This is a genomic window from Paracidovorax citrulli (assembly GCF_900100305.1).
In the GTDB taxonomy this organism is placed as follows: Bacteria; Pseudomonadota; Gammaproteobacteria; order Burkholderiales; family Burkholderiaceae_C; genus Paracidovorax; species Paracidovorax citrulli.
The window spans coordinates 1-26,259 of record NZ_FNEY01000049.1; the positions used below are offsets into that span (position 1 = coordinate 1).

Sequence of the window (26,259 nt, forward strand, 5' to 3'; positions counted from 1 at the left end):
GCCACGGCCGGCGGCAAGAACGTGGCGCCGCGGGTGGCGGCGAAGCTCGATGTCGCGCAGATCAGCGACATCACCAGGGTGGACGGCCCGGACACGTTCGAGCGCCCGATCTACGCGGGCAACGCGATCGCCACGGTGCAAAGCAGCGACAGCGTGAAGGTGATCACGGTGCGCACCACGGGCTTCGACGCCGCGGCGGCGACGGGCGGCTCGGCGGCGGTGGAGAAGGCCGATGCGGCCGCGGACAGCGGCAAGAGCCAGTTCGTGGGCCGCGAGGTCACCAAGAGCGACCGGCCCGAGCTCACGGCGGCCAAGATCATCGTCTCGGGCGGCCGGGCGCTGGGCAGCGCGGAGAAGTTCAACGAGGTGATGACGCCGCTGGCGGACAAGCTGGGCGCGGCGATCGGCGCGAGCCGCGCGGCGGTGGATGCGGGCTATGCACCGAACGACCTGCAGGTGGGGCAGACGGGCAAGATCGTGGCGCCGCAGCTCTACATCGCGGCGGGCATCTCGGGCGCGATCCAGCATCTGGCGGGCATGAAGGATTCCAAGGTGATCGTGGCGATCAACAAGGACGCCGAGGCGCCGATCTTCAGCGTGGCCGACTACGGGCTGGAGGCGGACCTGTTCACCGCCGTGCCCGAACTCGTGAAGTCCCTCTGACCCTGGCGGCCCCGACGGAGCCGCAGGCTGCCGGCAGGGCCCCCACGAGGGCATCGCATGCGGTGCCCTTTTTTTTGCCCGGCCCGTCCGGTCCGCGGCCGTTTTCATCGATTCCGGAGACATTCCCATGAGCTACACCGCCCCCGTCAAGGACATGCTGTTCGCCATCGAGCACCTCGCGGGCATCGCGCAGGTCGCCGCGCTGCCGGGCTTCGAGGAGGCCGGCCTGGACACGGCGCAGGCGGTGCTGGAGGAATGCGCGCGCTTCAACGAGGGCGTGGTGGCGCCGCTCAACGTGGCGGGCGACCGCAACCCGTCGTCCTGGAAGGACGGCCAGGTGACGACCACGCCGGGCTTCAAGGACGCGTTCCGGCAGTTCGCGGAGGGCGGCTGGCAGGGCCTGCAGCACCCGGTGGACTTCGGCGGCCAGGGCCTGCCCAAGACCATCGGCGCGGCCTGCGCGGAGATGCTCAACAGCGCCAACATGAGCTTCGCGCTGTGCCCGCTGCTGACCGACGGCGCCATCGAGGCGCTGATCACCGCCGGCAGCGACGCACTCAAGACCACCTACCTGGAAAAGCTGGTGACGGGCGAGTGGACCGGCACCATGAACCTGACCGAGCCGCAGGCCGGCTCGGACCTGGCCCTGGTGCGCACGCGCGCCGAGCCGCAGGGCGATGGCACCTACAAGGTCTTCGGCACGAAGATCTTCATCACCTACGGCGAGCACGACATGGCGGAGAACATCGTGCACCTGGTGCTGGCCCGCGTGGCCGGCGCGCCGGAGGGCGTGAAGGGCATCAGCCTGTTCGTGGTGCCGAAGTTCCTGGTGAACGCCGACGGATCCCTGGGGGCGCGCAACGATGTGCAGTGCGTCTCCATCGAGCACAAGCTCGGCATCAAGGCCTCTCCGACGGCGGTGCTGCAGTTCGGCGACGCGGGCGGGGCGGTGGGCTACCTCGTCGGCGAGGAGAACCGCGGGCTGGAATACATGTTCATCATGATGAACGCGGCACGCTACGCCGTGGGCCTGCAGGGCATCGCGGTGGCCGAGCGCGCCTACCAGCAGGCCGTGCAGTACGCGCGCGACCGCGTGCAGAGCCGCCCCGTGGACGGCAGCCTGCCGGGCAGCGCGCCCATCATCCACCACCCCGACGTGCGCCGCATGCTCATGACCATGCGCGCGCTCACCGAAGGCTGCCGCGCCATGGCCAGCGTGGCCGCCGCGGCCTACGACGCCGCGCACCACCATCCCGATGCGGAAGTGCGCAAACAGAACCAGGCGTTCTACGAATTCATGGTGCCGCTTGTGAAGGGCTACAGCACCGAGATGAGCCTGGAAGTGACCAGCCTGGGCGTGCAGGTGCACGGCGGCATGGGCTTCATCGAGGAGACGGGCGCGGCGCAGCACTACCGCGACGCGCGCATCCTGCCGATCTACGAAGGCACCACGGCCATCCAGGCCAACGACCTCGTGGGCCGCAAGACGGCGCGCGACGGTGCGGCCACGGCGCTCGGCGTCGCCGTGCAGGCCCGCGCAACGGCCGACGAACTGCGCGCGGCCGGTACGCCCGAAGCCGGGGCCGTGGCGAAGCGACTGGCCGAGGCCTGTGATGCCTTCGAGGAAGTGGCGCGCTTCATCGCGTCGAACACCAAGTCCGACCCCAACGCCGCCTTCGCGGGCAGCGTGCCCTACCTGATGCTGGCCGGCAACCTGGTCGCGGGCTGGCAGATGGGCCGCGCGCTGCTCAAGGCCCGGGCGCTGCTCGCGGAGGGGCAGGGCGACGCGGCCTTCCTGCAGGCCAAGGTGGCCACGGCGCGCTTCTATGCCGAACACATCCTGGTGCGCACGAAGGCGCAGCGGGACGCCATCGTCGAAGGCGCGGCCAGCGTGACGGCGCTCGCGCTGGACGCTTTCTGAGCGAACCGCTTCCGCACCCGCTGCCATCGACAGACACCCCAGAACGACAAACCGGAGACTTTCCCATGCGCACCCTGCCGCCCGTTTTCCAGAAACTTTCGCTGCCGGTCATCGGCTCGCCGCTGTTCATCATCAGCAATCCGAAGCTGGTGATCGCGCAGTGCCAGGCCGGCATCGTCGGCTCCATGCCGGCGCTCAACGCCCGGCCTGCCGAACTGCTGGACGAATGGCTCGCCGAGATCACCGAAGCGCTCGCGGCCTGGGACCGCGCCCATCCGGAATCGCCCGCCGCACCGTTCGCCATCAACCAGATCGTGCACAAGAGCAACGACCGGCTGGAGCACGACATGGAGGTCTGCGCCAAGTACAAGGTGCCGATCGTCATCACGTCCCTGGGCGCGCGCGAGGACGTGAACCAGGCCGTGCACGGCTGGGGCGGCGTGGTGCTGCACGACATCATCAACAACAAGTTCGCCCACAAGGCCATCGAGAAGGGTGCCGACGGCCTGATCGCCGTGGCGGCGGGCGCGGGCGGCCACGCGGGCATCAAGAGCCCGTTCGCGCTCATCCAGGAAATCCGCCAGTGGTTCGAGGGGCCGCTGGCGCTCTCGGGCTCGATCGCCTCCGGCGGCGCCATCCTGGCCGCGCAGGCCATGGGCGCCGACTTCGCCTATATCGGCTCGGCGTTCATCGCCACGCACGAGGCGCGCGCGCAGGAGGCCTACAAGCAGGCCATCGTGGATGGCAACTCCGACGACATCGTCTACAGCAACCTCTTCACGGGCGTGCATGGCAACTACCTCGCGCCTTCCATCCGTGCCGCAGGACTCGATCCGGACCACCTGCCCGAATCGGATCCCAGCAAGATGAACTTCGGTGGCGATGCGAAGAAGGCCTGGAAGGACATCTGGGGCTGCGGGCAGGGCATCGGCGCGATCACCGAAGTGACGGGCGCGGCCGAGCTGGTCGGGCGCCTGCGCCGCGAATACACTGCGGCCCGCGAACGCCTGGCGCTCTGAACGGCAGCGGCGCTTTCCGCGCTCCGGGCGGAAGCGGCATCCCTCGGCGCCGTACTGGGGCAAAATAATGCCCCTCCCCCCCGGCCCTACACAACACCAAGAACCGCTCCTCGCACATCGCGCTGCCCTGTACGGGTGCGCTGCCGTGCGCGCGCCTTCCGCATGCCGTCCCCACCGTCCCGCAACACCCTGATCGATTCGGTCAAGGGCATCGCCTGCGCCACCATCGTGGCACACCACCTGGCCTTCTACGGGCCCATGTCCGAAGTGGCCCAGCCTCTGATGCCGGGCCTCATCGCCTGGCTGGCCGACTATGGCCGCATGGCCGTGCAGGTCTTCCTGGTGCTGGGCGGCTATCTGGCGGCGGGGCGGCTGGCGGCGGCCGGAGGGCCACGCTGGAACGGCACCGCACCGGAGATCGGGCGGCGCTTCGTGCGCCTCGCGGTGCCGTATGCCGTGGCCCTGGTGCTGGCCGTGCTGGCCGCGGCGGCGGTGCGGCCCTGGCTGAAACATCCTTCCGTGCCCGCGGAGCCGAGCCTGCCGCAACTGCTGGCCAACGCGCTGATGCTGCAGGACATCGCGGGCCAGGAGGCGCTGTCGGCCGGGGTCTGGTACGTGGCGATCGACTTCCAGCTCTTCGTGCTCTCGGCGCTGCTGGTGGCCGCCGCGCGCCACGGTGCCCGCGTGCTGCCGGTGCGAGCCCGCGGCTGCACCCAGCCGGCGGCCCGGGTGGCCGTGGCCGCGGCCACGGCGCTGTCGCTCTGGGAGCTCAACCGCCATCCGTCACTCGATGCCTGGGCGGTGTATTTCTTCGGTGCCTATGGCCTGGGCATGATGGCGCGCTGGGCCGTGGCTGCACCTCGCGGCAGCCGCGCCGCTGGCGCGTGGCTGGTGCTGATCGGCCTGTGGGGCGCGGTGGCGCTGGCGCTGGATTTCCGGGAGCGCATCGCGGTGGCGTGGTGCACGGGACTCGGGCTGGTGGTGCTGCTGCGCTGGCAGGAGGGTCGCGCGGTGCTGCAGCGAGCCGGCGTGCCCGCGGCGCATCGGGCGCAGTCCGCCTGGTGCTATGGATTGGCACGGCTCGGCCGCATTTCCTACTCGGTATTCCTGGTGCACTTTCCTGTGTGTTTGCTGGTCAATGCGGCCGTCACCGCGGCTTGGCCCAGTTCGCCTGCCATGAATGCCTTGGGCATGGCTGGCGCCATGGGGCTGTCGGTAGCGGCAGGGAAACTACTCTACGAACGGGTCGAACGCCACATGCCGTCGTGGGCACTTGCACTGCGCTGGCAGGCTGGCGTCGTAGGGGCGGGCGTGGTGATGCTGGCTGCAGGCCGGTTGGGGTGAGCCGGTCGGGCGGGACGTTGCGACCAAGGTGGCGTTCACCGCCGTGCCGCTCTTGAGCTTGGCCGGCCCGGCAGTTGTCTGCTGCAGGGGCTTCGGCGCATTCGGTCAACTGCAACCACGCCATTCGGCTGGCTGGTGGAAGCTTCGCGCTTCCGCGCTGTCATTTGATAGATTTTCCGATACTAGATGGATTGTTCTATTGAAGAAAGCTATTAATGATTGAAGGACCCAATAATCATCGACTCCCGTCCTTACCTTTTCAATGGCATATGGATTCCTCGGCGGGCACGCAGGCGGATCCCCATGTTCGCGAAGCACCAGAGACGTTGCCCACACATCCGCACCTTCGTGCACGCGGCAGGGCGTGCAACCGGCTGGCCCCGAGAGCGCGTATCCAGCTGGAGCAGATGCTGGAGAAAAAGAGGCAGGTGCAGGATGTGGCGCGAATCTACAGTAAAGCCAGCACTGCGGCCGCGCAGGGTGTGTCGGTCCATCGCGCTGCAGATCCGGTATTGCCCCGCGTGACACGCGGGGCAGAGATGTTGCAGGAGCGTTTTGCCAATGGCGAAGCGGCAATGATTCGCACGCTGCGGTTCTCTTGCGATCAGGAGGCCACCGAGCATTTCGGGGGATCGGGAAAGACGCCCGCCAAGCGAGAAGTCGATACCCTGGCGAATCGGGTGCTGGAGCGGGACATCGTCATGACCCCATCGTGCGTGATTGCCCCAGACGCCCAAGGCAGCATGGTGTCCATCATGGAAAGGCGACACCGTCCCAAATGGAAAGGTCTGCCATCGCTCGTGTACCTTCCGGAGCAGGCGTCCTGGGGTTCGCACCATCCTCAACTGCATCGACGCACGGGTTTTGGCGACATCCATTCCTTTTCTTCCAACAAGGGATTCGACGAGGAATACGCCAAAGCCGCACCTCAACTGAGCCAGGCAGCACGGCTGGAGATGTTGGAGCGCAAATCCCGCCCGTTCATGAAGCAGATCCCGGACAGGCCTTCGGAGGGGTTTTCGCATTCACCCCAGGAACTGGCAAGGGACATGCGCATGCTGCAGGCCGGGCGGCCCGGAGAAATCCTGCACCACAATGAGTATTGCGCCAAGCTCGAGTTATGGGACGCCCGTGCGCTGGAAGCTGGCGCGTCTCCAGCTGTCGCCATTGCCACGATGGTGGAGTTCAACCTGGAGATGTCTGCCATGGCGCGCGAACTCGAAAGCGAAGGTATCGACGGACACGCGCTGAACGCCTTTCTTGCCCGCCAGATGTCCTGGTCGCCGGACGGGGCCGTGCGCGATCTGGATTCCACGCTGGAGAGTCTTCAGGACATTGATGCGCGAGAGCGGCAGCAGATCCTGGAAGGCATATGCGAGCAGCTTCGCGAGGGTATTTCCCTGTGCACATACAGGTTCCAGGACCAGGGAAGCAGAATCCGAACGCTCGGTAGCCAGGATTTTTCGGCTGAAGACATCTTGCAAGGTCTGCGTTTGTTCCTTTCCTCCAAGGTGCAGCATGTTGCCTGAATCCATCCCGCGTCCATACGGATCGAACGCCGCCCCCGCCGCCTCTTCCTTGATTGCCCGATCTGCGCAAGACCTTCAGGCTGGTACCAGCCAGCACGTGGCCGCAGAGGCAACTCCAAGGCCGCGACCGGCTCTATTGGCACCGGAAGGGCTGGCTTCCCGCCCGCGCCCGGCTGGCCAGGCACCGGGATCCGCATCCAGCGGGCCCGCCAGCTTCAGCCAAGCCCATGTGGCTGGCCGGTGCCGCGAGATGGACATGGATGCCTCTTCGGCAATCCGGCAATTTCTCTCCCAATCCCTGTCCAACAACCGGTATGTCTCCGAAGAACACCTGCGGGCGCGCGCAGAAAATTATCTTGCCTATATCGACGCCGAGAAAGCACTGATAGACCGGGCAGACGTTTCTTTGCAGAACGTACTGTCCGCGGTATCCAGGCAATCCGCCTGGATGTGCCATCTGGAGCGCGGGGTCTGGCGTGCAGAGACTGCTTTGCAGGACACGAACACGGACAGGGAGCGTCTGGCGGCTGAAGCCGAAGGCTCCATGGTGCCTGCACCGTCTTCGCCCTATGCCCGTCCTCGTGCCTGGACGGTGTCGCCGACGGCTGCCTCGGCCCTTGCCATGATGATTCGGGGCGAGGAAGGCCCCTTCACCAGGGAGCAATCGAAAACCGGCTTCGAGACGCTGCAGGAGTCTCTTCTGCTGGCATCACGCTTGAAGATCGGGGAGCGGAAATCCCATCGTTCTGCCCACCGCCATGACGCGAAGCGCAGCGAGACCCATCCCACGAAAACGCCAGGGGGCACCGATTTGTCCCGTGACCCAGGCTCTCGCTTGAGGGATGAGGCCGGCATTCCCGTGATGACTGGAACTTCCGGCTCGTCGTCCGACGTCGCTCTGACCACCCTTTATGCCGCCGACCGGGCCAAGTTGCCCTGGATGGCGCCCGGGTTGGATTCGCAAGCTGGAATGGATGCGATGGTCGATCTGTCCCTGCAGTTCTTCCGGACCGAAGGGTCGAGTCCATCGGTGACCATGGCTCGCGGTATGAACCGGGTGCGGTCCGGTGCAGGCCTGCCGCCGAAGGAGGTGGATGCGCACCAGGTCTTTTCCCACAGTTATGCGGAGATTGACGCCGGAGTCCGCTTGACGCTCGAAGGTGTCGATCCGGCGGACGAAGGGGCCGTCGAGCAGTCGCTGGGCCGGCTGACTTCGGAGGCGAAGGCTCGCCTCGATCTCGTACGCAAAGAGCTACTGCTGAGCCCCGTCTCCTGACATCGGGACTGGCTACTCCTGATAGGTTGACCTGCAGCGCTGGCCGGCGGTCAGTCCCGTTCGATAGGAGTGGCCGCTTCTTCGCCGGGTGGCATTGCTACTGCCGGTCCCTTTTCGGCCACCGAACGGCGCCAGTCGATGAACCACGCCATGAACGGCAGCAGCAGCATCGATCCCGGCACCGCCCAGATCAGCAGATAGGGGCTGACGGACGAGGCCGAGCGCATCAGGCCGCGCAGGCGCTCGCGCTCTTCGGCGCTCCAGCGGCCCTGGCGGCGCTGCCGCAGCAGCCAGGCCACGGAGCCGCGCATGGTGGCCAGTTCCTGACGGAAGCGGCCCTGCTCGCGCCGGTTGCCCGCCAGGAAGGCGCAGAACCACTCGGGGGTCCAGTCGCCGCGCAGCCAGCGCCGGGTAGCGGCGCAGCCGGTCTCGGCCACCTGGCGCATGCGGGCCGGCCCGGATGCCGGCGCTGGCATGCCTTCGTGCGGCAATCCGGACGACGGAAGGGCCTCCGGCAGGGGCGCCGGAACCTGGGGGTCCACTGCGGATGCGGCAGAAGGCGGGTTCATGACAGAGGGGGACAGGTGAAACGGGGCAGGGGAGCACCGGGATATCCGCCACTGTGCCATGGCGGGAAATCTCTTGCTGCGCACAGTGTATCCGACGGCTGTATATTCATACAGTTTTTTTTGGTACATCCGGAGCTGCCCATGACCGAAGTCCACATCCCCCTGCAGAGCATCAAGGGCCGCGGTACGGCGGCACGTACGCCCCACCGCTTCGCGCGCGACGCGCGCTCGGCGTTCGACGACGGCTGGGGCGGTCCCGCGGCCCAGGAAGGCGAGGGCGGCGCCGCGGCACCGCCTTCCACCGAGGTCATCCTGGAAACCGCGCGCAGCGCGATCTGCGCCAACGATTCGCCCGACATCTTCTTCGACCATTCCGTCAATCCTTACCGCGGCTGCGAGCACGGCTGCGTCTATTGCTACGCGCGGCCCACGCACAGCTACCTCAACCTGTCGCCCGGGCTGGATTTCGAGACCCGCATCATCGCCAAGCACAACATCGCCGAGGTGCTGCGCGACGAGCTCGCGCGCCCGGGCCACGTGCCGCACCTGCTCAACGTGGGTTCGGCGACCGACTGCTACCAGCCCGTGGAGCGGGACCTGGGCCTCACGCGGGCCGTCATCGAGGTGCTGCGCGACGTGCGCCATCCGTTCTCGCTCATCACCAAGTCGAGCGGTGTGGAGCGCGACATCGACCTGCTCGCGCCGCTCGCGCGCGACCGCCTGGCCGCCGTGTACGTGACGATCACCACGCTCGACCCCGTGCTGGCGCGCCGGCTGGAGCCGCGCGCCGCGGCCCCGCACCGCCGGCTGCGCACCCTCCGCACCCTGGTGGAGGCGGGCATTCCCGTCGGCGTGAGCGTGGCACCGCAAATTCCGTTCATTACCGAGGACATGGAGCAGGTGCTGGAAGCCGCCCGCGATGCCGGCGCCACCTCGGCCTTCTACACCGCCATCCGCCTGCCCTGGGAGCTGGACGGCCTCATGCGCGAATGGCTGGGCCTGCACTACCCGCAGCGCGCCGGGCGCGTGATGGCGCGCATCCAGGACCTGCACGGCCTGGACGCCGAAGCGCGCGCCGCAGGCCGCAGCTACGACAGCCGCTTCGGCTCCCGCATGAAGGGCTCGGGCCTGTGGGCCGACCTGCTGCGCCAGCGGTTCATGGCCGCGTGCCGGCGGCTGGGGCTGAACCGTGAGCGCACCGAGCTGGACATGGCGCAGTACCGGCCGGGGCTGGCGAGAGGGCAGGGGAGCCTGTTCTGACATCGTGCTGTCCGGCCCCGCCATGGATCCGGGCCACGGCTGCGGCCGGCCGTCGTCAGGGGCGGCGGCGGGCTTCCGAAACGTACGGCGGCGGGGGAAGCTCGTCGATCCAGCGGCGCAGCATGGGGCTGTCCCGCAGGGCGGTGGCGGCCGAGGTTGCGGCCTCGTTGGTGGCTGGCGTGTCGGCGGCTTCTTCCTCGTTTTCCGAAAGTGACGCGCTGCGCGCGTCGTAGAAGGTCCGGGACGATGACGATGACGAGTTCGGTGGTGCCGGGGCCGCGGTGGAGGCTGAGGACGACTCCTCGGGAACGGTCTCCAGGCTGGGGATCGGCGATTCCCTGTGCGGGGGCAGCGCGCCGCGCCGGTAATCGGCGATGGACGGGCTCCTTTCGCCCGGTACCCCGGCCGGGCCGACTTTGCGGGCGGTGCTCTTCGTCAGCGAATGGATCGTCTTGCGTTCCCGGTGGGTCAGGCGGTCTTCGTGCGGTGCATAGTCGAAGTAGGAGCGGCCCGCCGCGGCCTTGCGTGCGGCGGCTGCATTGGCCGCCTCGGCGGTGACGTCGCGGCCCGGTGCGAAGGTGCCGCTGCGCGGTGTTTGTTCCATGGCGGCGCTGGTGGCACCGTGTCCGGGCGTGACGGCGGTGCCCGATACCCGGAGCGAGTCGATCACGGCCTCGATGTCCGCATCGTCAATGGCGTCGATATCGAAGCTTGCGCTACCGCTGTCTTGCCGCCGGGCGGCAGCGGCTTCCTCCTCGGCGGTCCTTTGCAGTGCCTCCGCCAGGGTCATGCGTACGCGCCGGGGGGCCGCATGGGTAGTCATGTGCGCGACGGCTGCCTGGATGTCCTGCTCGCGGTGCAGCTGCGCATCCGGGGAAGCAGGCGACCAGGACGGGGAGGGCGGGCTTTCGGCGCCGCGCGCGGTGCTCCGGGGGCGCAGGAACGACAGCAGCCCTGCGCCATCCGCGCGCCGGCTGCGCGCGCCGCCGGCACCGGCGGGCGGCGCTGACGGCGCGCGAGGCTGCGAAACCTGGCTGCTGGAGGTGGAACTGCGGTAGTGGAATAGACGGCCGATGGAGTTTTTCATGGTCGTACGGTGGATGGGGGTGGAACGGAGGATGTGCCTTCCGGTCCATGCTGCACGGCTGTCCCCCGGGGTGGCGGACCCGGGCGAACGCGCATGCGCCTGCGCGAAGTCTCCGTCCCTGGCGCAGGCAAACAATCTGCGGACAGTGCCGCGAAAACGCAATTCGCTGCGGTTGCAGCGCCGGTTTCGGCCGCCCCCGCACGGAGGGAAATCCTAAGCTCAGGGCATGCCGCCATGGCATGGGCCGCACCGCCGCTCATGGCGAGCCGCCTGGTTCCCTCTTTCCGTTCCGTTCCCTCCCCGTTGTTGGCAATTACCCAGGAGTTCAACCCATGGCCTTGCGTGATTTCAAAGTGCTCACCTTCGACGTCGTCGGCACCCTCATCGATTTCGAGGGCGGCATGCTGGCTTACCTGCGCGAGGCGGCGCCGGGTTCGCCCGTGTCCGACGAGGCGTTCCTCGCGGCGTACCGCACGGCCAGGAAGAGCGGCGATACCGATGCGTATCCCGATGACCTCGTGCGCTGCTGGCATGCGATCGCACCGCAACTGGGCCTGCCCGACAGCGATGCGATCGCACAGGGTTTGCGCGATTCCGTGCCGCGCTGGCCGGCGTTCCCGGACGCGCCCGAGGCGCTGCAGCGCCTGCGCCGGCATTTCAAGCTGGTGACGATGACCAATGCGCAGGCGTGGGCGCTGGCGCATTTCGACCGCACGCTCGGCTCGCCCTTCGACCTGCTGCTGTCCGCCGACGATGCGCTGTGCGAGAAGCCCGACGCACGTTATTTCGCCTATGCGCGCGGCCGCTATGAAGCCGCCTGGGGTTTCCGGCAGGCGGACAATCTGCACGTGGCGCAGAGCCAGTACCATGACATCGGCATCGCGCGGCGGCTGGGCATCCGCAGCTGCTGGATCGAGCGGCGCCACGGCATGGAGGGCTCCGGCGGCACCATCGAATCCGAGCACACCGTGCCGGACTACCATTTTCTGACGCTGGCGCAGCTGGCCGACGCGGTAGAGGCGGGGCAATGAGCCTGAAGGACGTTGCGCGGCCCGTGGCCGACCTGCTGCCCGATCTGGTCACCCTGCGCCGCGATTTGCATGCCCATCCCGAGCTGGCCTACCAGGAGCGCCGCACGGCCGGCATCGTGGCGCAGTCGCTGCGCCTGCTGGGCCTGGAGGTGCACGAAGGTATCGGCGGCACGGGAGTGGTGGGCACGCTGCGGATGGGCACGGGCTCGCGCCGTGTGGGCCTGCGGGCCGACATGGATGCGCTGCCGATGGTGGAACTGGGGCGTGCGCCCCATGCGAGCCGCCATGCGGGCGCCCACCATGGCTGCGGGCACGACGGGCACACGAGCATGCTGATCGGCGCGGCGCGCCAGCTCGCTCGCGCGGGTGGCCTGGACGGCACGGTGCATTTCATCTTCCAGCCCGCGGAGGAGGGGCAGGGCGGCGCGCGCCGCATGATCGAGGACGGCCTGTTCGAGCGCTTTCCGTGCGACAGCGTCTATGCGCTGCACAACTGGCCCGACCTGCCCCTGGGCGCTGCGCGCACGCGGCCCGGTCCCATCATGGCGGCGGCGGACCGCTTCGATATCGCCGTGCGCGGCCGCGGCGGCCACGCGGCGCAGCCGCACCACACGCCCGACGCCATCCTGGCGGCGAGCCAGCTCGTCGCCCAACTCAACACCATCGTGTCGCGGCGCATCGACCCCGGCGAATCGGCCGTGCTATCCGTCACGCGCATCGAGGGTGGCCAGAGCCACAACGTGCTGCCCGCCGAGGTGCGCATCACCGGGACGGTGCGCAGCTTCGATCCGCACGCGCAGGACGGGATCGAGGCGGCGCTGCGTGCCGCCTGCGAGGGCATCGCGCTGGCGAGCGGCACCGCGGTGGAGGTGGACTACGTGCGCTATTACCCGGCCACCATCAATACCGCTCCCGAGGCCGCGCTGGCGCTGGAGGCCGCGGCCGCCATCGGGCTGGAGGCCGAGGTGGCGCCGCGCGCGGCGTTCACTTCGGAGGATTTCGCGTTCATGCTGCAGCGCAGACCAGGGGCGTACCTCTGGCTGGGGCAGGGGCGCGCGGATCCGGGGCCGGAGGGGGAGAGGCCGCTGCACCATCCCTGCTATGACTTCAACGACGAGGCGCTGGGGTTGGGGGTGCGGTGGTTCTGCGAGGTGGCGAGGCGGGCGTTGTCGGGGTGATTTCTTCCCGGGGGGCGGGATGTGCGCCCGCCGGGGCGTGGCCCCGGCCCCCCGCCCTCGAAAGAAACTCACCTCTGATGCGGAAACAACCTCTCGATCGGACAGTGCGTCTTGGTGAACGGCGACTTGATGACGATGTAGCTGAAGTACTTCGCAATACCGATGTTGCGCTGCAGCAGCTCTTCGATCACTTCCTGGTAATGGTTCACGCCCCGCGTGATGAAGCGCAGCAGGTAGTCATAGCCGCCGCTCACGAGGTGGCATTCCAGCACTTCGTCCACTTCGCGCAGCGCCGCCTCGAAGCGCGCGAAGTCTTCGCGGCGGTGGTCCGAGAGGGTGACTTCGGTGAACACGGTGAGGGTGTCACCGAGCTTCTCCAGGCGCAGGTGGGCGCCGTAGCCGGCGATGTAGCCCGCCTGTTCCAGGCGCTTGACGCGGATCAGGCAGGGGCTGGGCGAGAGGCCGACCGCGTCCGCGAGGTCCACGTTGGTCATGCGCCCGTTCTTCTGCAGTTGCGCCAGGATGCGCAGGTCCAGTCGGTCGATCTTGAAGGCTTCGGTCATCGCGGGCTCCAGGCGCGTAAAGAGAGGGGAAAGGATGGCCTATTCAACATGGCGATCCGCAGGGGCGCAGCAGGATTTATACCCGTTCGGCCCCTGGATCAATCCTTCAGGGCCGCGCGCACTTCGGGTACGGCCAGCACGTCGTCCAGGGTCTTCTTCACGCGCTCGAACATGAGGCCGAAGTCCGATTCCGTGAAGGTCAGGGCCGGGGCGAAGCCCAGGATGTTGTCGCCGAACGCTCGGAACACGATGCCGTTGCGGTAGCTGGTGGCCGCCATGCGCGCCGGCAGGTCCAGTGCCGCGTCGAAGCCCGCCTTGGTGGTCTTGCTGCTGACCAGTTCCAGCGCTCCCAGCAGGCCGCGGTGGCGCGAGTCGCCGACCAGGGGGTGGGCCAGAAGATCGTCGAGGCCCTGCGCGAACGCTGCTGCCACACGCTGGCCGTTGGCCAGTATTCCGCCTTCGTCGTACAGGCGCAGGACTTCCAGGGCCACCGCCGCGCTCACGGGATGGGCCGAGTAGGTGGCGCCGTGGCCGATGGGGGCACCCCTAGGGGCGCCGTCGGCGATGGCGGAGTAGATGCGGTGGCTCATGAGCGTGGCGCCCATGGGCACGTAGCCCGAGGTCAGGCCCTTGGCGACGGTCATCAGGTCGGGCTCGACGCCTTCGGCCTGGCAGGCGAACATGGGGCCCGTGCGGCCGAAACCGGTGATGACCTCGTCCACCACGAACAGGATGTCCAGCGAATGCGCGGCCTCGCACATGGCCTTGAGCCAGCCCCTGGGCGGCACGATGACCCCGCCCGAACCCTGGATGGGCTCGCAGAAGAAAGCCGCCACGTTCTCGGCGCCCAGCTCGGCCACCTTGGCCCGCAGTGCCGCCACGGACGCGTCGATGATGGCTTGCCCGTCGGCCGGGTCGGCGGCGCGGTAGGGGTTGGGCGAGGGAATGTAGTGCTGCGTGGGCAGGGGCAGGTCGAACCCGCGGTGGAAGACGGGCAGCGCCGTCAGGCCCGCGCCGGTGGACGAGGAGCCGTGGTAGCCGCGCTCCAGCGCGATGAAGTGCTTCTTGCCCGGCTTGCCGATGGCGTTGCTGTACTGCACGATGAACCGCACGGCCGCATCGACCGACTCGGACCCGCCCAGCGTGAGGTACACGTGCTGCAGCGATGCGGGCGTGATCTGCACCAGCTTGTCGGCCAGGCGGATGGCGGGTTCGCTGCTGAAGTGGAAGTAGCCGGTGGCGTAGGGCAGCGTGCGCATCTGCCCGGCGGCGGCCTGAACCACGCTCTCCTGTCCGTAGCCCACGTTCACGCACCACAGGCCCGCGAAAGCGTCGAGCAGCTGGTGCCCCTTGCCGTCGGTGAGCCAGATGCCCTTCGCCCCGGTGAGGATGTTCGGGCCGCGTTCCTCGTGGGTGCGCCACGGAGCGACCGGATGGATGAGATGGGCACGGTCCAGTGCGTCCAGCGCTGCGATCTGGGGAAGGGCTTCGGAGTGGGTCATGGGGTGGTCCGTAGGTGGCGGGGAAGAGGTGCAGGCGCTGCGGTACCTGCCGTTATGTCTCCAAGGTTAGGACGATTGCCCGATCGCGTGGTGCTGGTTTGGGGGCGCTGCTTACAGCAGGCTGCGGTTGTTGGGGTTTGGACAGCACATCGTTTCGCGGGCCGGCACGGGCCCGGCATGGGTCAGTAGCCCCGGCTCCGGTCGACGAGGCCGACCATCGGCAGGCCCTCGCGGTGCCGCCGCAGGTTGTCGATGAGCGCGTCCACGGCCGTTTCCGGCTGGGTCATGCTCGCGATGTGCGGCGTCAGCACCACCTTGGGGTGTGTCCAGAACGGGTGTTGCGGCGGCAGCGGCTCGGGCTCGCACACGTCCAGGATGGCCCCGGCCAACTGGCCGGCATCGAGCGCGTGGAGCAGGTCGTCCTGCACGAGGTGGCCGCCGCGCCCCACGTTGATCACGGTGGCGCCGCGCGGCAGCTGGTCGAACAACTGCCTGCAGAGGATGCCCCGGGTGTCGCCGGTGAGTGGCAGCAGGCAGACGAGGATGTCGGTGCGTGCGAGGAAGCCGCGCAGTCCGTCGGGGCCGGCGTGGCATGCGATGCCCTCGATGCGCTGCGGCGACCGGCTCCAGCCCGCGCATGCGAAACCGAAACCGTGCAGGCGTTCCAGTACGGCGCGGCCCAGCGTGCCCAGGCCCAGCACGCCGACGCGCCGCGAGGACGCGGGATGGACGCGATGCGGCTGCCAGCTCTTCGCGCGTTGCTGGCCGAGGTACGTGTGCAGGTCGCGGTGGACGGACAGCACGGCCATCGTCACGTACTCGACCATTCCCTGCACGATGCCCGGCTCCACCATGCGCACGATGGGCAGGCCCGGGGGCAGGGCGGAGAAGTCGAACTGATCGACGCCGGCACCGGTCGAGAACAGCACTTCGAGGTTCGGGAACCGCGCGGCCAGATCCTGGGGCGGTTCCCAGGCGGCGAGGTAGCGCACGTCGCGTGCATCTCCCACGTCGGGCCAGATGCGGAACGGCAGGTCCGGCATCGCCAGCGCGAAGCGCTCCGCCCACACCGCGCCGCGCACGGGGTCGGACTTGTAGAGAAAGCTCATGGTGACTCGCGGCTTGGGCGCTGGGTGGCGCGTGTCACTTGGGTCGATAGATCACGTAGAGCTTGGCCACGTGGTCGCGGCTGTCCCAGCTGCAGCTGGCGCCCTGTTCGACCAGGAAGATGTCGCCCTTCGAGAACGTGCGGGTGCGCCCCTGCCCATCCACGAATGTCACGCTGCCTTCGAGCAGGTACATCAGTTCGTAGTGGCGGTAGAAGAGCGGGCGGCGCGCATAGGGCGTGGAATCCCAGGTGCCGCACATGAATTCGCCGTCGGCACTGGTGTAGTCGGTGAAGTTGCGGCACGAGGGCGCAGGCGTGGTGAGCAGGTCGGGCGGCGGCGAGCCGGACGGCTTGAGTTCCGGCGCCTGCCGGACCGGCACGATGGCGCCGTCGCCCGGCTGGCTGCGGTTGTAGCGTGTGAAGACCAGCGATACCGGTCCTTGCGCCGACCAGGAAAAGGCCGCGCCGTGCGGAATCACGGCGCTTTGGCCGGGGCCCAGCACCAGGGGAGCGTCCTGCTGCGGCTGCCGCAGGGTCAGTTGCCCTTCCGTGACGAGGATGCACTCATCGCCCGGCAGGCTCGCCACCGAGCCGCTGCCGGCATCCAGCGCAATGACGCCGGCCGTGACCGGGCCTGGCGCCCGGTCCAGGATGCGCCGGCGGGACAGGAACGGATCGTCTCCTGCGCCGGCTGCCGGGACGATGCCTTGGCTCGTGTCCCGCGAGAACTCGCGAAGATCGATGAAAGTGGGCGTGCGGGCCGCGATGGGCGCGGCGTGTTGCGGGATCGACATGCTGGTTGCTCGATGCGTTGGTGGAACGGAAGGGGGTGCCGCAATGCGGCGGCAAGCCCGGTGGCCTGTCAGCAGAGGGCCTGGGAGACGAGGGCGAAGAGCCGGATGCCACCGGATGGCTGCGCAGGGGTGCCTCGCACCATGGTGGTCGGCGCGTCCACGCGCAGCAGGCCGATGCTTTCCAGCCACTCGCTCAGGCCGGAGGCGAAATCGATGTCTATGCGGGTGAAGTGTCCGGCGTTCATGCCCGCCAGGTGGGAGATCATGGCCTTGGCGCCTTCCGCATCGGGCGCGACCACGGGGCCGATCGCATGCCCGCGGCCGAAGCGGCGCAGCATGGCGAAGCCTTTCGGGGTGCCTTCGTGGTCCAGCACCACGCAAGCGCTCGCCTGCGCCAGCAGGTCGTCGATGAGCGCGGCCCTGGGCATGCCGCAGGCCTCTTCGTCGAGCTGGTGCAGCCTATGCGCTTCGTTCAGGCCCGCCGGCCGCAGGCGCCAGCCCGCGGGCAGCGCGATCAGGGGCGTGGGTTGGGCGGTGCCCTGGTGCTGCCGGATCTCTCCCGTGCGCACGAAGCCCAGCCGCTCGTAGAGGCCCCGGCCCTCGGCCGTGGCCTGGAGCAGCAAGGTGCGGTTGTCCATTCCTTCGAGCAGGGCGGTCAGCATGCGGTGGCCGATGCGGCGGCCCTGGCATGCGGGAGACACGATCACCAGGCCGATGGTGCCGTGCCGCTCGCCCCACAGCCAGCGCTGCGCCGTGCCCACGATCTTGCCGTCGCGCTCGGCCACGAGGCCCTGGCTGTGGGCAAACATCTGCTCCCAGTCCACGGGGCGGTGGGGCCAGCGCTGTTCGGCAGACAGGGCGTGCGTCTGCGGGAGGTCGGCGGCGGTCATGGGACGCAGCACGACTCCGTCATCGGCGACCGTGGCGGCGGGCGAGAGGAGGACGGCGGGAGTTCGGGACATCGGAAGGCACCTCGCAGCAAGGAAATTGGCACCGATCTTCGGCGACATCGCCGCATCGCACCAGCGGCCGATTGGGGTTTGCCCGCAACTTGCAAGCATCGTCTGTCGGGAAGGGGGGCTTTGCAATTTGCTGCGGCCTGTGTGGTGCTTACGGTCACAAATACCGGCCCGGATGCCTAGCATCGGACTCCTATCGCCGTTGTCTTGCGCGGGTCGTCCGCGCATCCACGCCATGCCAGACCACGCTCACCTTTTCCGTCGCGCCGCAGCCGTCCCCTTCCGTGTCCGCACGCGGGCACCGGCGGCATGCGCGCCCGCCGCGGTGCATGCGGCCATGGCGGTCGCGGTCCGTCCGCGCCTCAAAAGCGTGCCGCCGGAATTTGCTGCTGCGCACCAATGGTGCATCGTGGCACCCGGGCTGTGCGCGCGACACGAGATGCCGAACCTTCCCCGCAATGCATCGGTTTGTAGCGTGCGGCCCCCCCATTTCCCAACACTTCCTGCGAAGCGCGGTGCTCCAATGTCTTCGACATCACTTTGTCGCAAATCGGCAAGCAACGGTGCGGCCAGCGACGTTCGACCACCGAACCCATGAAGGAACAGAAACCATGACTTTTCGTCCCAAGTATGTGACTTTCGACTGCTATGGCACGCTCACCCGCTTTCGCATGGGTGAGCTGACGCGCGAGTTGTTCGCCGATCGGATTCCGGCGGAGCGCATGGAGCAGTTCATCGCCGATTTCACCGCCTACCGCTTCGACGAAGTGCTGGGCGACTGGCAGCCCTACGAGGTGGTGCTGAAGAATGCCGTGCGCCGCCTGTGCAAGAAGTGGAAGATCCAGTACTTCGACACCGACGGCCAGACTTACTACGACGCCGTGCCCACCTGGGACCCCCACGCCGACGTGCCGGCCGGCCTCGCCAAGGTGGCCAAGGAGATTCCGCTGGTCATCCTCTCGAACGCTGCCGACGAGCAGATCCAGAAGAACGTGGCCATGCTGGGCGCGCCGTTCCACCGCGTCTACACCGCGCAGCAGGCCCAGGCCTACAAGCCCCGGCTCAAGGCCTTCGAATACATGCTCGACTCGCTGGGCTGCAATCCCGAGGACGTGCTGCACGTGTCTTCCAGCCTGCGCTACGACCTGATGTCGGCCGACGACATCGGCATCGTCCACAAGGTGTTCGTGAACCGCGGCCACGGCCCCGGCAACCCTGCCTACCGCTACACCGAGATCCAGGACATCGGCGGCCTGCCCGGCGTGGTGGGGCTCTGACGCGCCCTTTCCCCCTCCGCCCCTTGAAACCCTGTCCGCACACCTGCCCGCCATGAAGCTCGATTCCTACTGGCTCGATTCACTGCCGCCCCTGGCGGTGCCCACGCCCGGCCTGCCTGCCCGGGTGGACGTGGCCATCGTGGGAGCGGGTTTCACCGGACTGTCCGCTGCCCACGCGCTGGCGGGCAAAGGCGCCAGCGTGGCGGTCCTGGACGCGGGGGCCACCGTGGCGCCCGAGGCTTCGGGGCGCAATGGCGGCCACGTGAACAACGGGCTGGCCGTGGACTACGCGGACGTGGCCGCCCGCGTCGGAGTGGAGCAGGCACGCGCCTGGTACCACGCCTACGATGCCGCGGTGGACACGGTGGCGCGGCTGGTGCGCGAGGAGTCCATCGACTGCGATTTCCTGCGGCACGGCAAGCTCAAGCTCGCCACCCGGCCGCAGCACCTGGACGCGCTGCGGCGCAGCGCGGAACGGCTCATCGCCGATGGCGTGGATACCGACGTCGAGGTGCTCGACGCGGACCTCGTGGCCGCGGAAGTGCAGAGCGACCGCTTCATCGGCGGCCTGCTCTACAAGCGCAGCGGCCAGATGCACATGGGGCGCTTCGCCCAGGGCCTGGCCCGCGCCGCGGTGCGCCGCGGCGCGCAGATCCACCTGGATACCCGCGTGGACCGCCTCGAGCGGCTGCAGGGTCAGGCCCACCGCCTGCACACCTCCCGCGGCACGGTCGAGGCGAAGCAGGTGCTGCTGGCCACCGGTGCCTCGCGCCACGGCGGCTACGGCACGTTCGGCTGGCTGCGCCGTCGCATCGTGCCGATCGGCAGCTTCATCGTGGTGACCGAGCCGCTGGGCGCGGAGCGCGCGCAGGCCCTGCTGGCCGGCCGCCGCACCTACGTGACCATCGCCAACATCCACCATTACTTCCGGCTCACTGCCGACCACCGCCTGGTGTTCGGCGGACGCGCGAAGTTCGCTGTTTCCAGCCCGCAGCAGGATGCGGCCAGCGGCGAGATCCTGCGCCAGGGGCTCGCGGAGACCTTTCCGCACCTCGGGAAGGTGCGCATCGACCACTGCTGGGGCGGCCTCGTGGACATGACGCAGGACCGCCTGCCCCATGCCGGCGAGCGCGACGGCGTCTTCCATTCGATGGGCTACAGCGGGCATGGCACGCAGATGTCCGTCCACATGGGCCAGTGCATGGCCGAGGTGATGGCCGGCAATGCCGCGGCCAATCCATGGCGCGGCCGCGAGTGGCCAGCCATTCCCGGGCATCTCGGGCCGCCCTGGTTCCTGCCGGCCGTGGGGCTGTACTACCGCCTCAAGGACCGGATCGGCTGACGCCCGCCGCCACCCACCCGTTTTCTCCACCGTCCCTTCCCTTTTTTTCCCAGGCCCCAAGGAGTCCACCATGAGCGACAAAATCCCCGAGTTCGACCGCCTCGTCGGCCCTGCCGAAAGCCAGCGCGTGATGCAGTCGCTGGCGCGCGGCGCCTCGCGCCGCGACGTGCTGGCCATGTTCCTCGCGGGGGGCATGCAGGCGTCCCTGGCGGGCGGCCTGGCCACCATGGCCGCCAACGCGCATGCCCAGACGCCCCGGCGGGGAGGGCGCATCCGCGTGGCGGGCGCGACCGCGGCCGCCACCGACACGCTGGACCCCGCCAAGCAGTCCAACCAGACCGACTATTCGCGCGGCAACATGCTCTACAACGGGCTGTTCTCGCTGGATGGCAGCCTCACGCCACAGCCTGTGCTGGCCGAGTCGCACTCCACGGCCGATGCCAAGACCTGGGTGTTCAAGCTGCGCAAGGGCGTGGTCTTCCATGACGGCAAGGCCCTGGCCCCCGAGGACGTGGTGTTCTCGCTCATGCGGCACAAGGACCCCGCCACGGCCTCCAAGGCCAAGGTGCTGGCCGACCAGATCGAAAGCGTGAAGGTCTCCGGCCCCGGCGAGGTCACGGTGGTGCTGTCGCAGCCCAACGCCGACCTGCCCGTGATCCTGGGCACCTTCCACTTCCACATCGTCAAGGACGGCACCACGGACTTCAATGCCGGCATCGGTACCGGCCCCTACAAGCTCAGGGAATTCAAGCCCGGCGTGCGCTCCCTGGTGGTGCGCAACGACGCCTACTGGAAACCCGGCAAGCCCTACCTGGACGAAATCGAGTTCGTCGGCATCGGCGACGAGACCGCGCGCGTGAACGCGCTGCTGTCCGGCGGCATGGACCTCGTCGCCTCGGTGAATCCCCGCGCGGTGGCCCGCGTCAAGGGCACGCCCGGCTACGCGATCTTCACCACGCAGTCGGGGCAGTATTCCGACCTCATCCTGCGCAAGGACATGGGCCCGGGCGCGAACCCGGACTTCGTCCTGGCGATGAAGCATCTGTTCGACCGCGAGCAGATGAAGAAGACCATCGCGCTCGACTACGCGGTGCTGGGCAACGACCAGCCCATCGATCCGACCAATCGTTTCTACTTCGCGGGCCTGCCGCAGCGCACCTTCGATCTGGACAAGGCCAAGTTCCACCTGCAGAAGTCGGGCGTGACGGGCAAGGTCCCGGTGGTCACGTCGCCCGCGGCCATGTACTCCACCGAGATCGCGCTGCTGCTGCAGCAGGCGGGCCAGCGCATCGGCCTGGAGCTGGACGTCAAGCGCATGCCGGCCGACGGCTACTGGTCCAACCATTGGCTGACCAACCCCGTGGGTTTCGGCAACGTGAACCCGCGCCCCAGCGCCGACACCCTGCTCACGCAGTTCTTCAAGTCCGACGCTGCATGGAACGAGTCGCGCTGGAAGAGCGCGCAGTTCGACCAGTTGCTGCTGGCCGCACGGGCCGAAACCGACCAGGCCAAGCGCAAGCAGATGTATGCCGACATGCAGACCATGATCCATCAGGAAGCGGGCATCGGCATCCCGCTGTTCCTCGCCAGCATCGACGGCCACTCGTCCAAGCTCAAGGGACTGTCGCCGATCCCGCTGGGCGGCATGATGGGCTATGCGTTCGCGGAGCACGTCTGGCTGGAGGCTTGAAACATAAGACACTCCCCCCTGAGCGGCTTCGCCGCTTCCGTGCGGCCGTCAGAGCCGGCAGCTCCCCGGGCACGTCCGGGCCTGCGCAGGCAGGGGAGCGGCGCCACTGGCCCGGCGAAGCCGGTTCCACGGCGTCTGCTGGCGTGGCCCGCTCCGCGGCCGTCGGACGGGTGGCGCCGCGCCGGTTGCACGGGCTGCGGGTGGCGCGCAATGCGATGGAAAACGGATACGGATCGGACCCTTCATGAATCGTGTGATTCTCAAGCTCCTGGTGCAGCGCGTGCTGCTCGCGCTGCTGTCGCTGCTCGCGGTGTCTGCCGTGGTGTTCGCCATCACGGCCGTGCTGCCCGGCGATGCGGCGCAGGAACAACTCGGACAGGACGCCACGCCCGAGGCGCTGGCCGCGCTGCGGGCGCAGATGGGGCTGGATGTGCCCGCGCCCCTGCGCTACGCGCGCTGGCTGGGCGGAGCGGTCCGGGGTGACCTGGGCACTTCGGCGACCACGCAGATGCCGGTGCGCGAACTGATCGCGAGCCGGCTGCCCAATTCGCTGCTGCTCGCCGCGGTGACGGCGCTTTTCTCGGTGCCCATCGCGCTGGCGCTCGGCATTGCCTGCGCGGTGTGGCGGGGCTCGTGGTTCGACCGCGTGGTCTCCACCGGGGCGGTGGCGGTGGTTTCCGTGCCGGAATTCCTGGTGGCCACTCTCGCCGTGCTGGTGTTCGCCGTGCAGTTGCGCTGGCTGCCCGCGCTGTCCTACGTGAACGACATCGAGTCCGTGGGCCAGATGCTGCGCGCCTTCGCCATGCCCGTGCTCAGCCTGTGCTGCGTGATCGTGGCGCAGATGATGCGCATGACCCGCGCGGCCGTCAGCGACCAGCTGCAGGCACCCTACATCGAAATGGTCCGGCTCAAGGGCGCCTCGCCCTTGCGCACCGTGATGGCGCATGCGCTGCCCAACGCCGTGGGACCCATCGCCAACGCGGTCGCGCTGTCGCTGTCGTACCTGCTGGGGGGCGTGATCATCATCGAGACCATCTTCAACTACCCCGGCATCGCCAAGCTGATGGTGGACGGCGTGACCCAGCGGGACATGCCGCTGGTGCAGGCCTGCGCCATGATCTTCTGCGCGGGCTACCTGATCCTCGTCACGCTGGCGGACCTGTGCGGCATCGTCGCCAATCCGCGCCTGCGTCACCGCTGACATTCCGCATTCCGACCAAGGAGCTCCCCCCGATGGACACCGTATCTCCTTCGCCCGGCGCGCCTGCGGCGCCCGCGGCCCGGCACGGGCGCCTGCCCCGCGCGCTGCGCTGGCTGGCCCGCCTCGGTCCGCTGGGCCTTCTGGCACTGACCGTGCTGCTGTTCTGGATGCTGGCCGCGCTGGTCGGTCCCCTGCTGCTGGGCGGCCCGCCCTCGGCCTCGGGCGGGGGCACGGACGTGTTCGCGCCCATCAGCGCCGCGCACTGGCTGGGAACGGACTATCTGGGCCGCGACATGCTGGCCCGCGTCGTGCATGGCGCCCGCTACACCGTGGGCGTGGCGCTGCTGGCGACGCTGATCGCCAGCAGCACCGGCACCGTGCTCGCGCTGCTGGCGGCGGCCGTGGGGGGGCGGCTCGACTCGGTGTTGAGCCGGGTGCTCGACACGCTGACGGCCATCCCGAGCAAGATGTTCGCGCTCATCATGGTCGCCGGCTTCGGTTCGTCGGTGGCGATGCTGGTGGCGACCGCCGCCATCATCTACGTGCCCGGTGCCTACCGCATCGCGCGCTCGCTGGCGGTGAACATCAATGCGCTCGACTACGTCACCGTGGCGCGCACCCGCGGCGAAGGCACGCTCTACGTGATGCTGCGCGAGATCCTGCCCAACATCCTGGGCCCCATGCTCTCGGACCTGGGCCTGCGCTTCGTCTATGTGGTGCTGCTGCTCGCGAGCCTCAGCTTCCTGGGCCTGGGAATACAGCCGCCCGAGGCGGACTGGGGGTCGCTGGTGCGCGAGAACATCGGCGCGCTGCCCGAGGGCGGCGCCGCGGTGATCGCCCCGGCCATCGCCATCGCGAGCCTGACCATCGCCGTCAATCTCGTCATCGACAACCTGCCGGGCCGTGCCGCCCGCGAACGAGGAGCCCGCTGATGGGAGCATCCGTTACCGTGCAGGACCTGCACATCACCGCGGGCAGCCAGACGCTGGTGGACCGCGTGAGCTTCTCGATCGAGCCGGGCGAGGTGCTCGCGCTCATCGGCGAATCCGGCTCGGGCAAGACCACCACGGCGCTGGCCCTCATGGGCCATGCGCGCGAGGGCTGCAGCATCTCCGGCGGCAGCGTGCGCATCGGCGACGTGGACGTGCTGGGGCTTTCAGCGGCCCGCCAGCGCGCGCTGCGGGGCCGCACCGTGGCCTACATCGCGCAGAGCGCCGCCGCCTCGTTCAACCCGTCGCGCACCCTCATGGACCAGGTGGTGGAGCCCGCGCGCATCCACGGCACCCTGCCGCGCGCCGAGGCCGAGGCGAAGGCCGTGCAGCTCTTCCGCGAGCTGGCGCTGCCCGATCCCGACACCATCGGCAGCCGCTATCCGCACCAGGTGTCCGGAGGCCAGCTGCAGCGCATCATGGCCGCCATGGCGCTCATCACCGACCCGGACCTGGTCATCCTCGACGAGCCCACCACGGCGCTCGACGTGACCACGCAGATCGAGGTGCTGCGCGCCTTCCGCCGCGTGGTACGCGAGCGGCGCGCCACGGCCGTGTACGTCAGCCACGACCTGGCCGTGGTGGCGCAGATGGCCGACCACATCCTGGTGCTGCGCGGCGGGCAGATGCAGGAGCTGAATTCCACGCCGCGCATCCTGGAGGCGCCGGAGCACCCCTACACCCGCAGCCTGCTGGCCGCGGCGCGCCCCGCGGCGCGCGAGGGCGGGGCGGGCGACGAAGGCGCCGTGCTGCTCGACGTGCGCCACCTGTCGGCCGGCTACGGCCCGAAGGATGCGCAGGGCCGTCCGGCCGCACTGATCCTGGATGACGTGAGCCTCACCGTGCGCCGCGGCCAGGCCATCGGCGTGATCGGCGAATCCGGCTCGGGCAAGACCACGCTCGCGCGCACCATCGCCGGCCTGATTCCAGCGCATGCCGGCTCCGTGGTGTTCAACGGCAGGGAACTCAAGCCCACGCTCGCGCAACGCGAGCGCGAGGAACTGCGCCGCATCCAGATCGTGTTCCAGATGGCGGATACGGCGCTGAACCCGTCTCACACCATCGGCCGCATCCTGGCGCGGCCGCTGGAGTTCTACAAGGGCCTGCGCGGGCCGGCGCTGCAGCAGCGCATACGCCAGCTGCTGGACATCGTCAAGCTGCCCCACGCCGTGGCGGACCGCCTGCCCGGCGGCCTCTCGGGCGGGCAGAAGCAGCGCGTCAACCTCGCCCGCGCGCTCGCGGCCGATCCGGACCTGATCCTTTGCGACGAAGTCACATCGGCCCTCGACACCGTGGTGGGTGCCGCGGTGCTCGACCTGATGGCGGAACTGCGCCGGGAACTGGGCGTTTCCTATCTCTTCATCAGCCACGACCTGCACACGGTGCGCGCGGTGTGCGACGAGATCGTCGTCATGCAGCACGGCCGCAAGCTGGACCAGGTGGCGCGCGCGGATTTCGACCGCGGTCCCCACCACCCGTACTTCGAGCTGCTCGCGCGCTCCGTGCCCGAACTGCGCCAGGGCTGGCTGGAGGAGCAGGACAGGGCGGTCCCGGGCCGCACCCATGCGGCTCAGGCTGCATAACCCAACGAACCGAGGAAGAACATGGAAACCATTTTCCGCATCGCGGTGCTGCCCGGCGACGGCATCGGCAAGGAAGTCATGCCCGAGGGGCTGCGGGCGATCCAGGCGGCGGCCGAGCGCTTCGGCATCGCGCTGGAGCTGCACACCTTCGAGTGGGCCAGCTGCGACTACTACCTCGCGCACGGGCAGATGATGCCCGACGACTGGAAGGAGCAGCTCAAGGGCATGGACGCGCTCTTCTTCGGCGCCGTGGGCTGGCCGGCCACCGTGCCCGACCACGTCTCGCTGTGGGGCTCGCTGCTGAAGTTCCGCCGCGAGTTCGACCAGTACATCAACCTGCGGCCCGTGCGCCTGTTCGAGGGCGTGCCGTGCCC

23 protein-coding genes are annotated in these 26,259 nt (G+C 68.8%); 16 read left to right on the forward strand and 7 right to left on the reverse strand.

Annotated features, from left to right (window positions below; genetic code table 11):
- From BLR99_RS21225 to BLR99_RS21250, 6 genes are all read left to right on the forward strand, one after another.
- The coding region (locus BLR99_RS21225; RefSeq protein ID WP_046059754.1) for an electron transfer flavoprotein subunit alpha/FixB family protein at positions 1–663 on the forward strand (663 nt) is incomplete at its 5' end.
- A 127-nt stretch (positions 664–790) separates the two neighbouring features.
- Complete coding sequence (locus tag BLR99_RS21230; RefSeq protein ID WP_046059650.1) at positions 791–2,584, forward strand: acyl-CoA dehydrogenase; 1,794 nt, start codon at positions 791–793, stop codon at positions 2,582–2,584.
- A gap of 65 nt (positions 2,585–2,649) precedes the next feature.
- Positions 2,650–3,603, forward strand: coding sequence for an NAD(P)H-dependent flavin oxidoreductase (locus tag BLR99_RS21235; RefSeq protein WP_011795285.1), 954 nt, complete (start codon positions 2,650–2,652; stop codon positions 3,601–3,603).
- A gap of 162 nt (positions 3,604–3,765) precedes the next feature.
- Positions 3,766–4,947, forward strand: a complete 1,182-nt coding sequence (locus tag BLR99_RS21240) for an acyltransferase family protein (protein WP_046059649.1) — start codon at positions 3,766–3,768, stop codon at positions 4,945–4,947.
- A gap of 215 nt (positions 4,948–5,162) precedes the next feature.
- Entirely contained in the window at positions 5,163–6,476 is a 1,314-nt protein-coding gene (gene avrBs1, locus BLR99_RS21245; protein ID WP_233427250.1) for an AvrBs1/Avra family type III secretion system effector, read from the forward strand.
- 256 nt (positions 6,477–6,732) lie between these two features.
- Positions 6,733–7,752, forward strand: coding sequence for a secretion protein EspV (locus tag BLR99_RS21250; protein WP_233427251.1), 1,020 nt, complete (start codon positions 6,733–6,735; stop codon positions 7,750–7,752).
- A 50-nt stretch (positions 7,753–7,802) separates the two neighbouring features.
- On the opposite strand, the gene BLR99_RS21255 is transcribed toward BLR99_RS21250, so the two are convergent.
- On the reverse strand, positions 7,803–8,321 hold the full coding sequence (locus BLR99_RS21255; RefSeq protein ID WP_233427252.1) for a hypothetical protein: 519 nt from the start codon (positions 8,319–8,321) through the stop codon (positions 7,803–7,805).
- Between the two features lie 141 nt (positions 8,322–8,462).
- Between BLR99_RS21255 and BLR99_RS21260 the strand changes: the two genes are divergently transcribed.
- Positions 8,463–9,581: a PA0069 family radical SAM protein gene (locus BLR99_RS21260; protein ID WP_074687504.1), complete on the forward strand. Its 1,119-nt coding sequence runs from the start codon at positions 8,463–8,465 to the stop codon at positions 9,579–9,581.
- Positions 9,582–9,636: 55 nt separating this feature from the next.
- Here BLR99_RS21260 and BLR99_RS21265 read toward each other — a convergent pair whose 3' ends face one another.
- Positions 9,637–10,668, reverse strand: coding sequence for a hypothetical protein (locus tag BLR99_RS21265; protein WP_074687505.1), 1,032 nt, complete (start codon positions 10,666–10,668; stop codon positions 9,637–9,639).
- A 332-nt stretch (positions 10,669–11,000) separates the two neighbouring features.
- Between BLR99_RS21265 and BLR99_RS21270 the strand changes: the two genes are divergently transcribed.
- Both BLR99_RS21270 and BLR99_RS21275 read left to right on the forward strand, forming a co-directional pair.
- Positions 11,001–11,699: an HAD-IA family hydrolase gene (locus tag BLR99_RS21270; protein WP_011795292.1), complete on the forward strand. Its 699-nt coding sequence runs from the start codon at positions 11,001–11,003 to the stop codon at positions 11,697–11,699.
- Positions 11,696–12,877 carry an amidohydrolase gene (locus tag BLR99_RS21275; protein WP_074687506.1) on the forward strand — a complete coding sequence of 394 codons (1,182 nt, stop codon included), beginning with the start codon at positions 11,696–11,698 and terminating at the stop codon, positions 12,875–12,877. Before BLR99_RS21270 ends, BLR99_RS21275 begins: the two co-directional genes overlap by 4 nt.
- A 68-nt stretch (positions 12,878–12,945) precedes the next feature.
- On the opposite strand, the gene BLR99_RS21280 is transcribed toward BLR99_RS21275, so the two are convergent.
- The 5 genes from BLR99_RS21280 to BLR99_RS21300 all read right to left on the reverse strand — a co-directional run bounded on the left by BLR99_RS21280 (position 12,946) and on the right by BLR99_RS21300 (position 17,806).
- Positions 12,946–13,440 (reverse strand): Lrp/AsnC family transcriptional regulator, encoded by a 495-nt coding sequence (locus BLR99_RS21280; RefSeq protein WP_011795294.1) that lies wholly within the window; start codon positions 13,438–13,440, stop codon positions 12,946–12,948.
- Between the two features lie 98 nt (positions 13,441–13,538).
- Positions 13,539–14,942, reverse strand: coding sequence for an aspartate aminotransferase family protein (locus BLR99_RS21285; protein WP_011795295.1), 1,404 nt, complete (start codon positions 14,940–14,942; stop codon positions 13,539–13,541).
- Positions 14,943–15,124: 182 nt separating this feature from the next.
- On the reverse strand, positions 15,125–16,051 hold the full coding sequence (locus BLR99_RS21290) for a 2-hydroxyacid dehydrogenase (RefSeq protein ID WP_017438751.1): 927 nt from the start codon (positions 16,049–16,051) through the stop codon (positions 15,125–15,127).
- Between the two features lie 34 nt (positions 16,052–16,085).
- A complete protein-coding gene (locus tag BLR99_RS21295) occupies positions 16,086–16,844 on the reverse strand; it encodes a cupin domain-containing protein (protein ID WP_017438750.1) in 759 nt (252 codons plus the stop codon).
- Positions 16,845–16,912: 68 nt separating this feature from the next.
- A complete protein-coding gene (locus tag BLR99_RS21300) occupies positions 16,913–17,806 on the reverse strand; it encodes a GNAT family N-acetyltransferase (RefSeq protein WP_048857647.1) in 894 nt (297 codons plus the stop codon).
- A 608-nt stretch (positions 17,807–18,414) separates the two neighbouring features.
- Between BLR99_RS21300 and BLR99_RS21305 the strand changes: the two genes are divergently transcribed.
- The 7 genes from BLR99_RS21305 to BLR99_RS21335 form a co-directional block, all read left to right on the forward strand.
- Entirely contained in the window at positions 18,415–19,080 is a 666-nt protein-coding gene (locus BLR99_RS21305; protein WP_011795299.1) for a haloacid dehalogenase type II, read from the forward strand.
- A gap of 52 nt (positions 19,081–19,132) precedes the next feature.
- Positions 19,133–20,422 carry an NAD(P)/FAD-dependent oxidoreductase gene (locus BLR99_RS21310; RefSeq protein ID WP_017438648.1) on the forward strand — a complete coding sequence of 430 codons (1,290 nt, stop codon included), beginning with the start codon at positions 19,133–19,135 and terminating at the stop codon, positions 20,420–20,422.
- A gap of 70 nt (positions 20,423–20,492) precedes the next feature.
- Positions 20,493–22,112 carry an ABC transporter substrate-binding protein gene (locus BLR99_RS21315; RefSeq protein WP_017438647.1) on the forward strand — a complete coding sequence of 540 codons (1,620 nt, stop codon included), beginning with the start codon at positions 20,493–20,495 and terminating at the stop codon, positions 22,110–22,112.
- Between the two features lie 244 nt (positions 22,113–22,356).
- Positions 22,357–23,313: an ABC transporter permease gene (locus BLR99_RS21320; protein WP_017438646.1), complete on the forward strand. Its 957-nt coding sequence runs from the start codon at positions 22,357–22,359 to the stop codon at positions 23,311–23,313.
- A 32-nt stretch (positions 23,314–23,345) separates the two neighbouring features.
- A complete protein-coding gene (locus tag BLR99_RS21325; RefSeq protein ID WP_048857648.1) occupies positions 23,346–24,245 on the forward strand; it encodes an ABC transporter permease in 900 nt (299 codons plus the stop codon).
- Positions 24,245–25,885: an ABC transporter ATP-binding protein gene (locus tag BLR99_RS21330; RefSeq protein WP_074687507.1), complete on the forward strand. Its 1,641-nt coding sequence runs from the start codon at positions 24,245–24,247 to the stop codon at positions 25,883–25,885. Before BLR99_RS21325 ends, BLR99_RS21330 begins: the two co-directional genes overlap by 1 nt.
- A 21-nt stretch (positions 25,886–25,906) precedes the next feature.
- Positions 25,907–26,259 (forward strand): isocitrate/isopropylmalate family dehydrogenase (locus BLR99_RS21335; protein WP_233427253.1); only part of this gene is annotated, 353 nt, incomplete at its 3' end.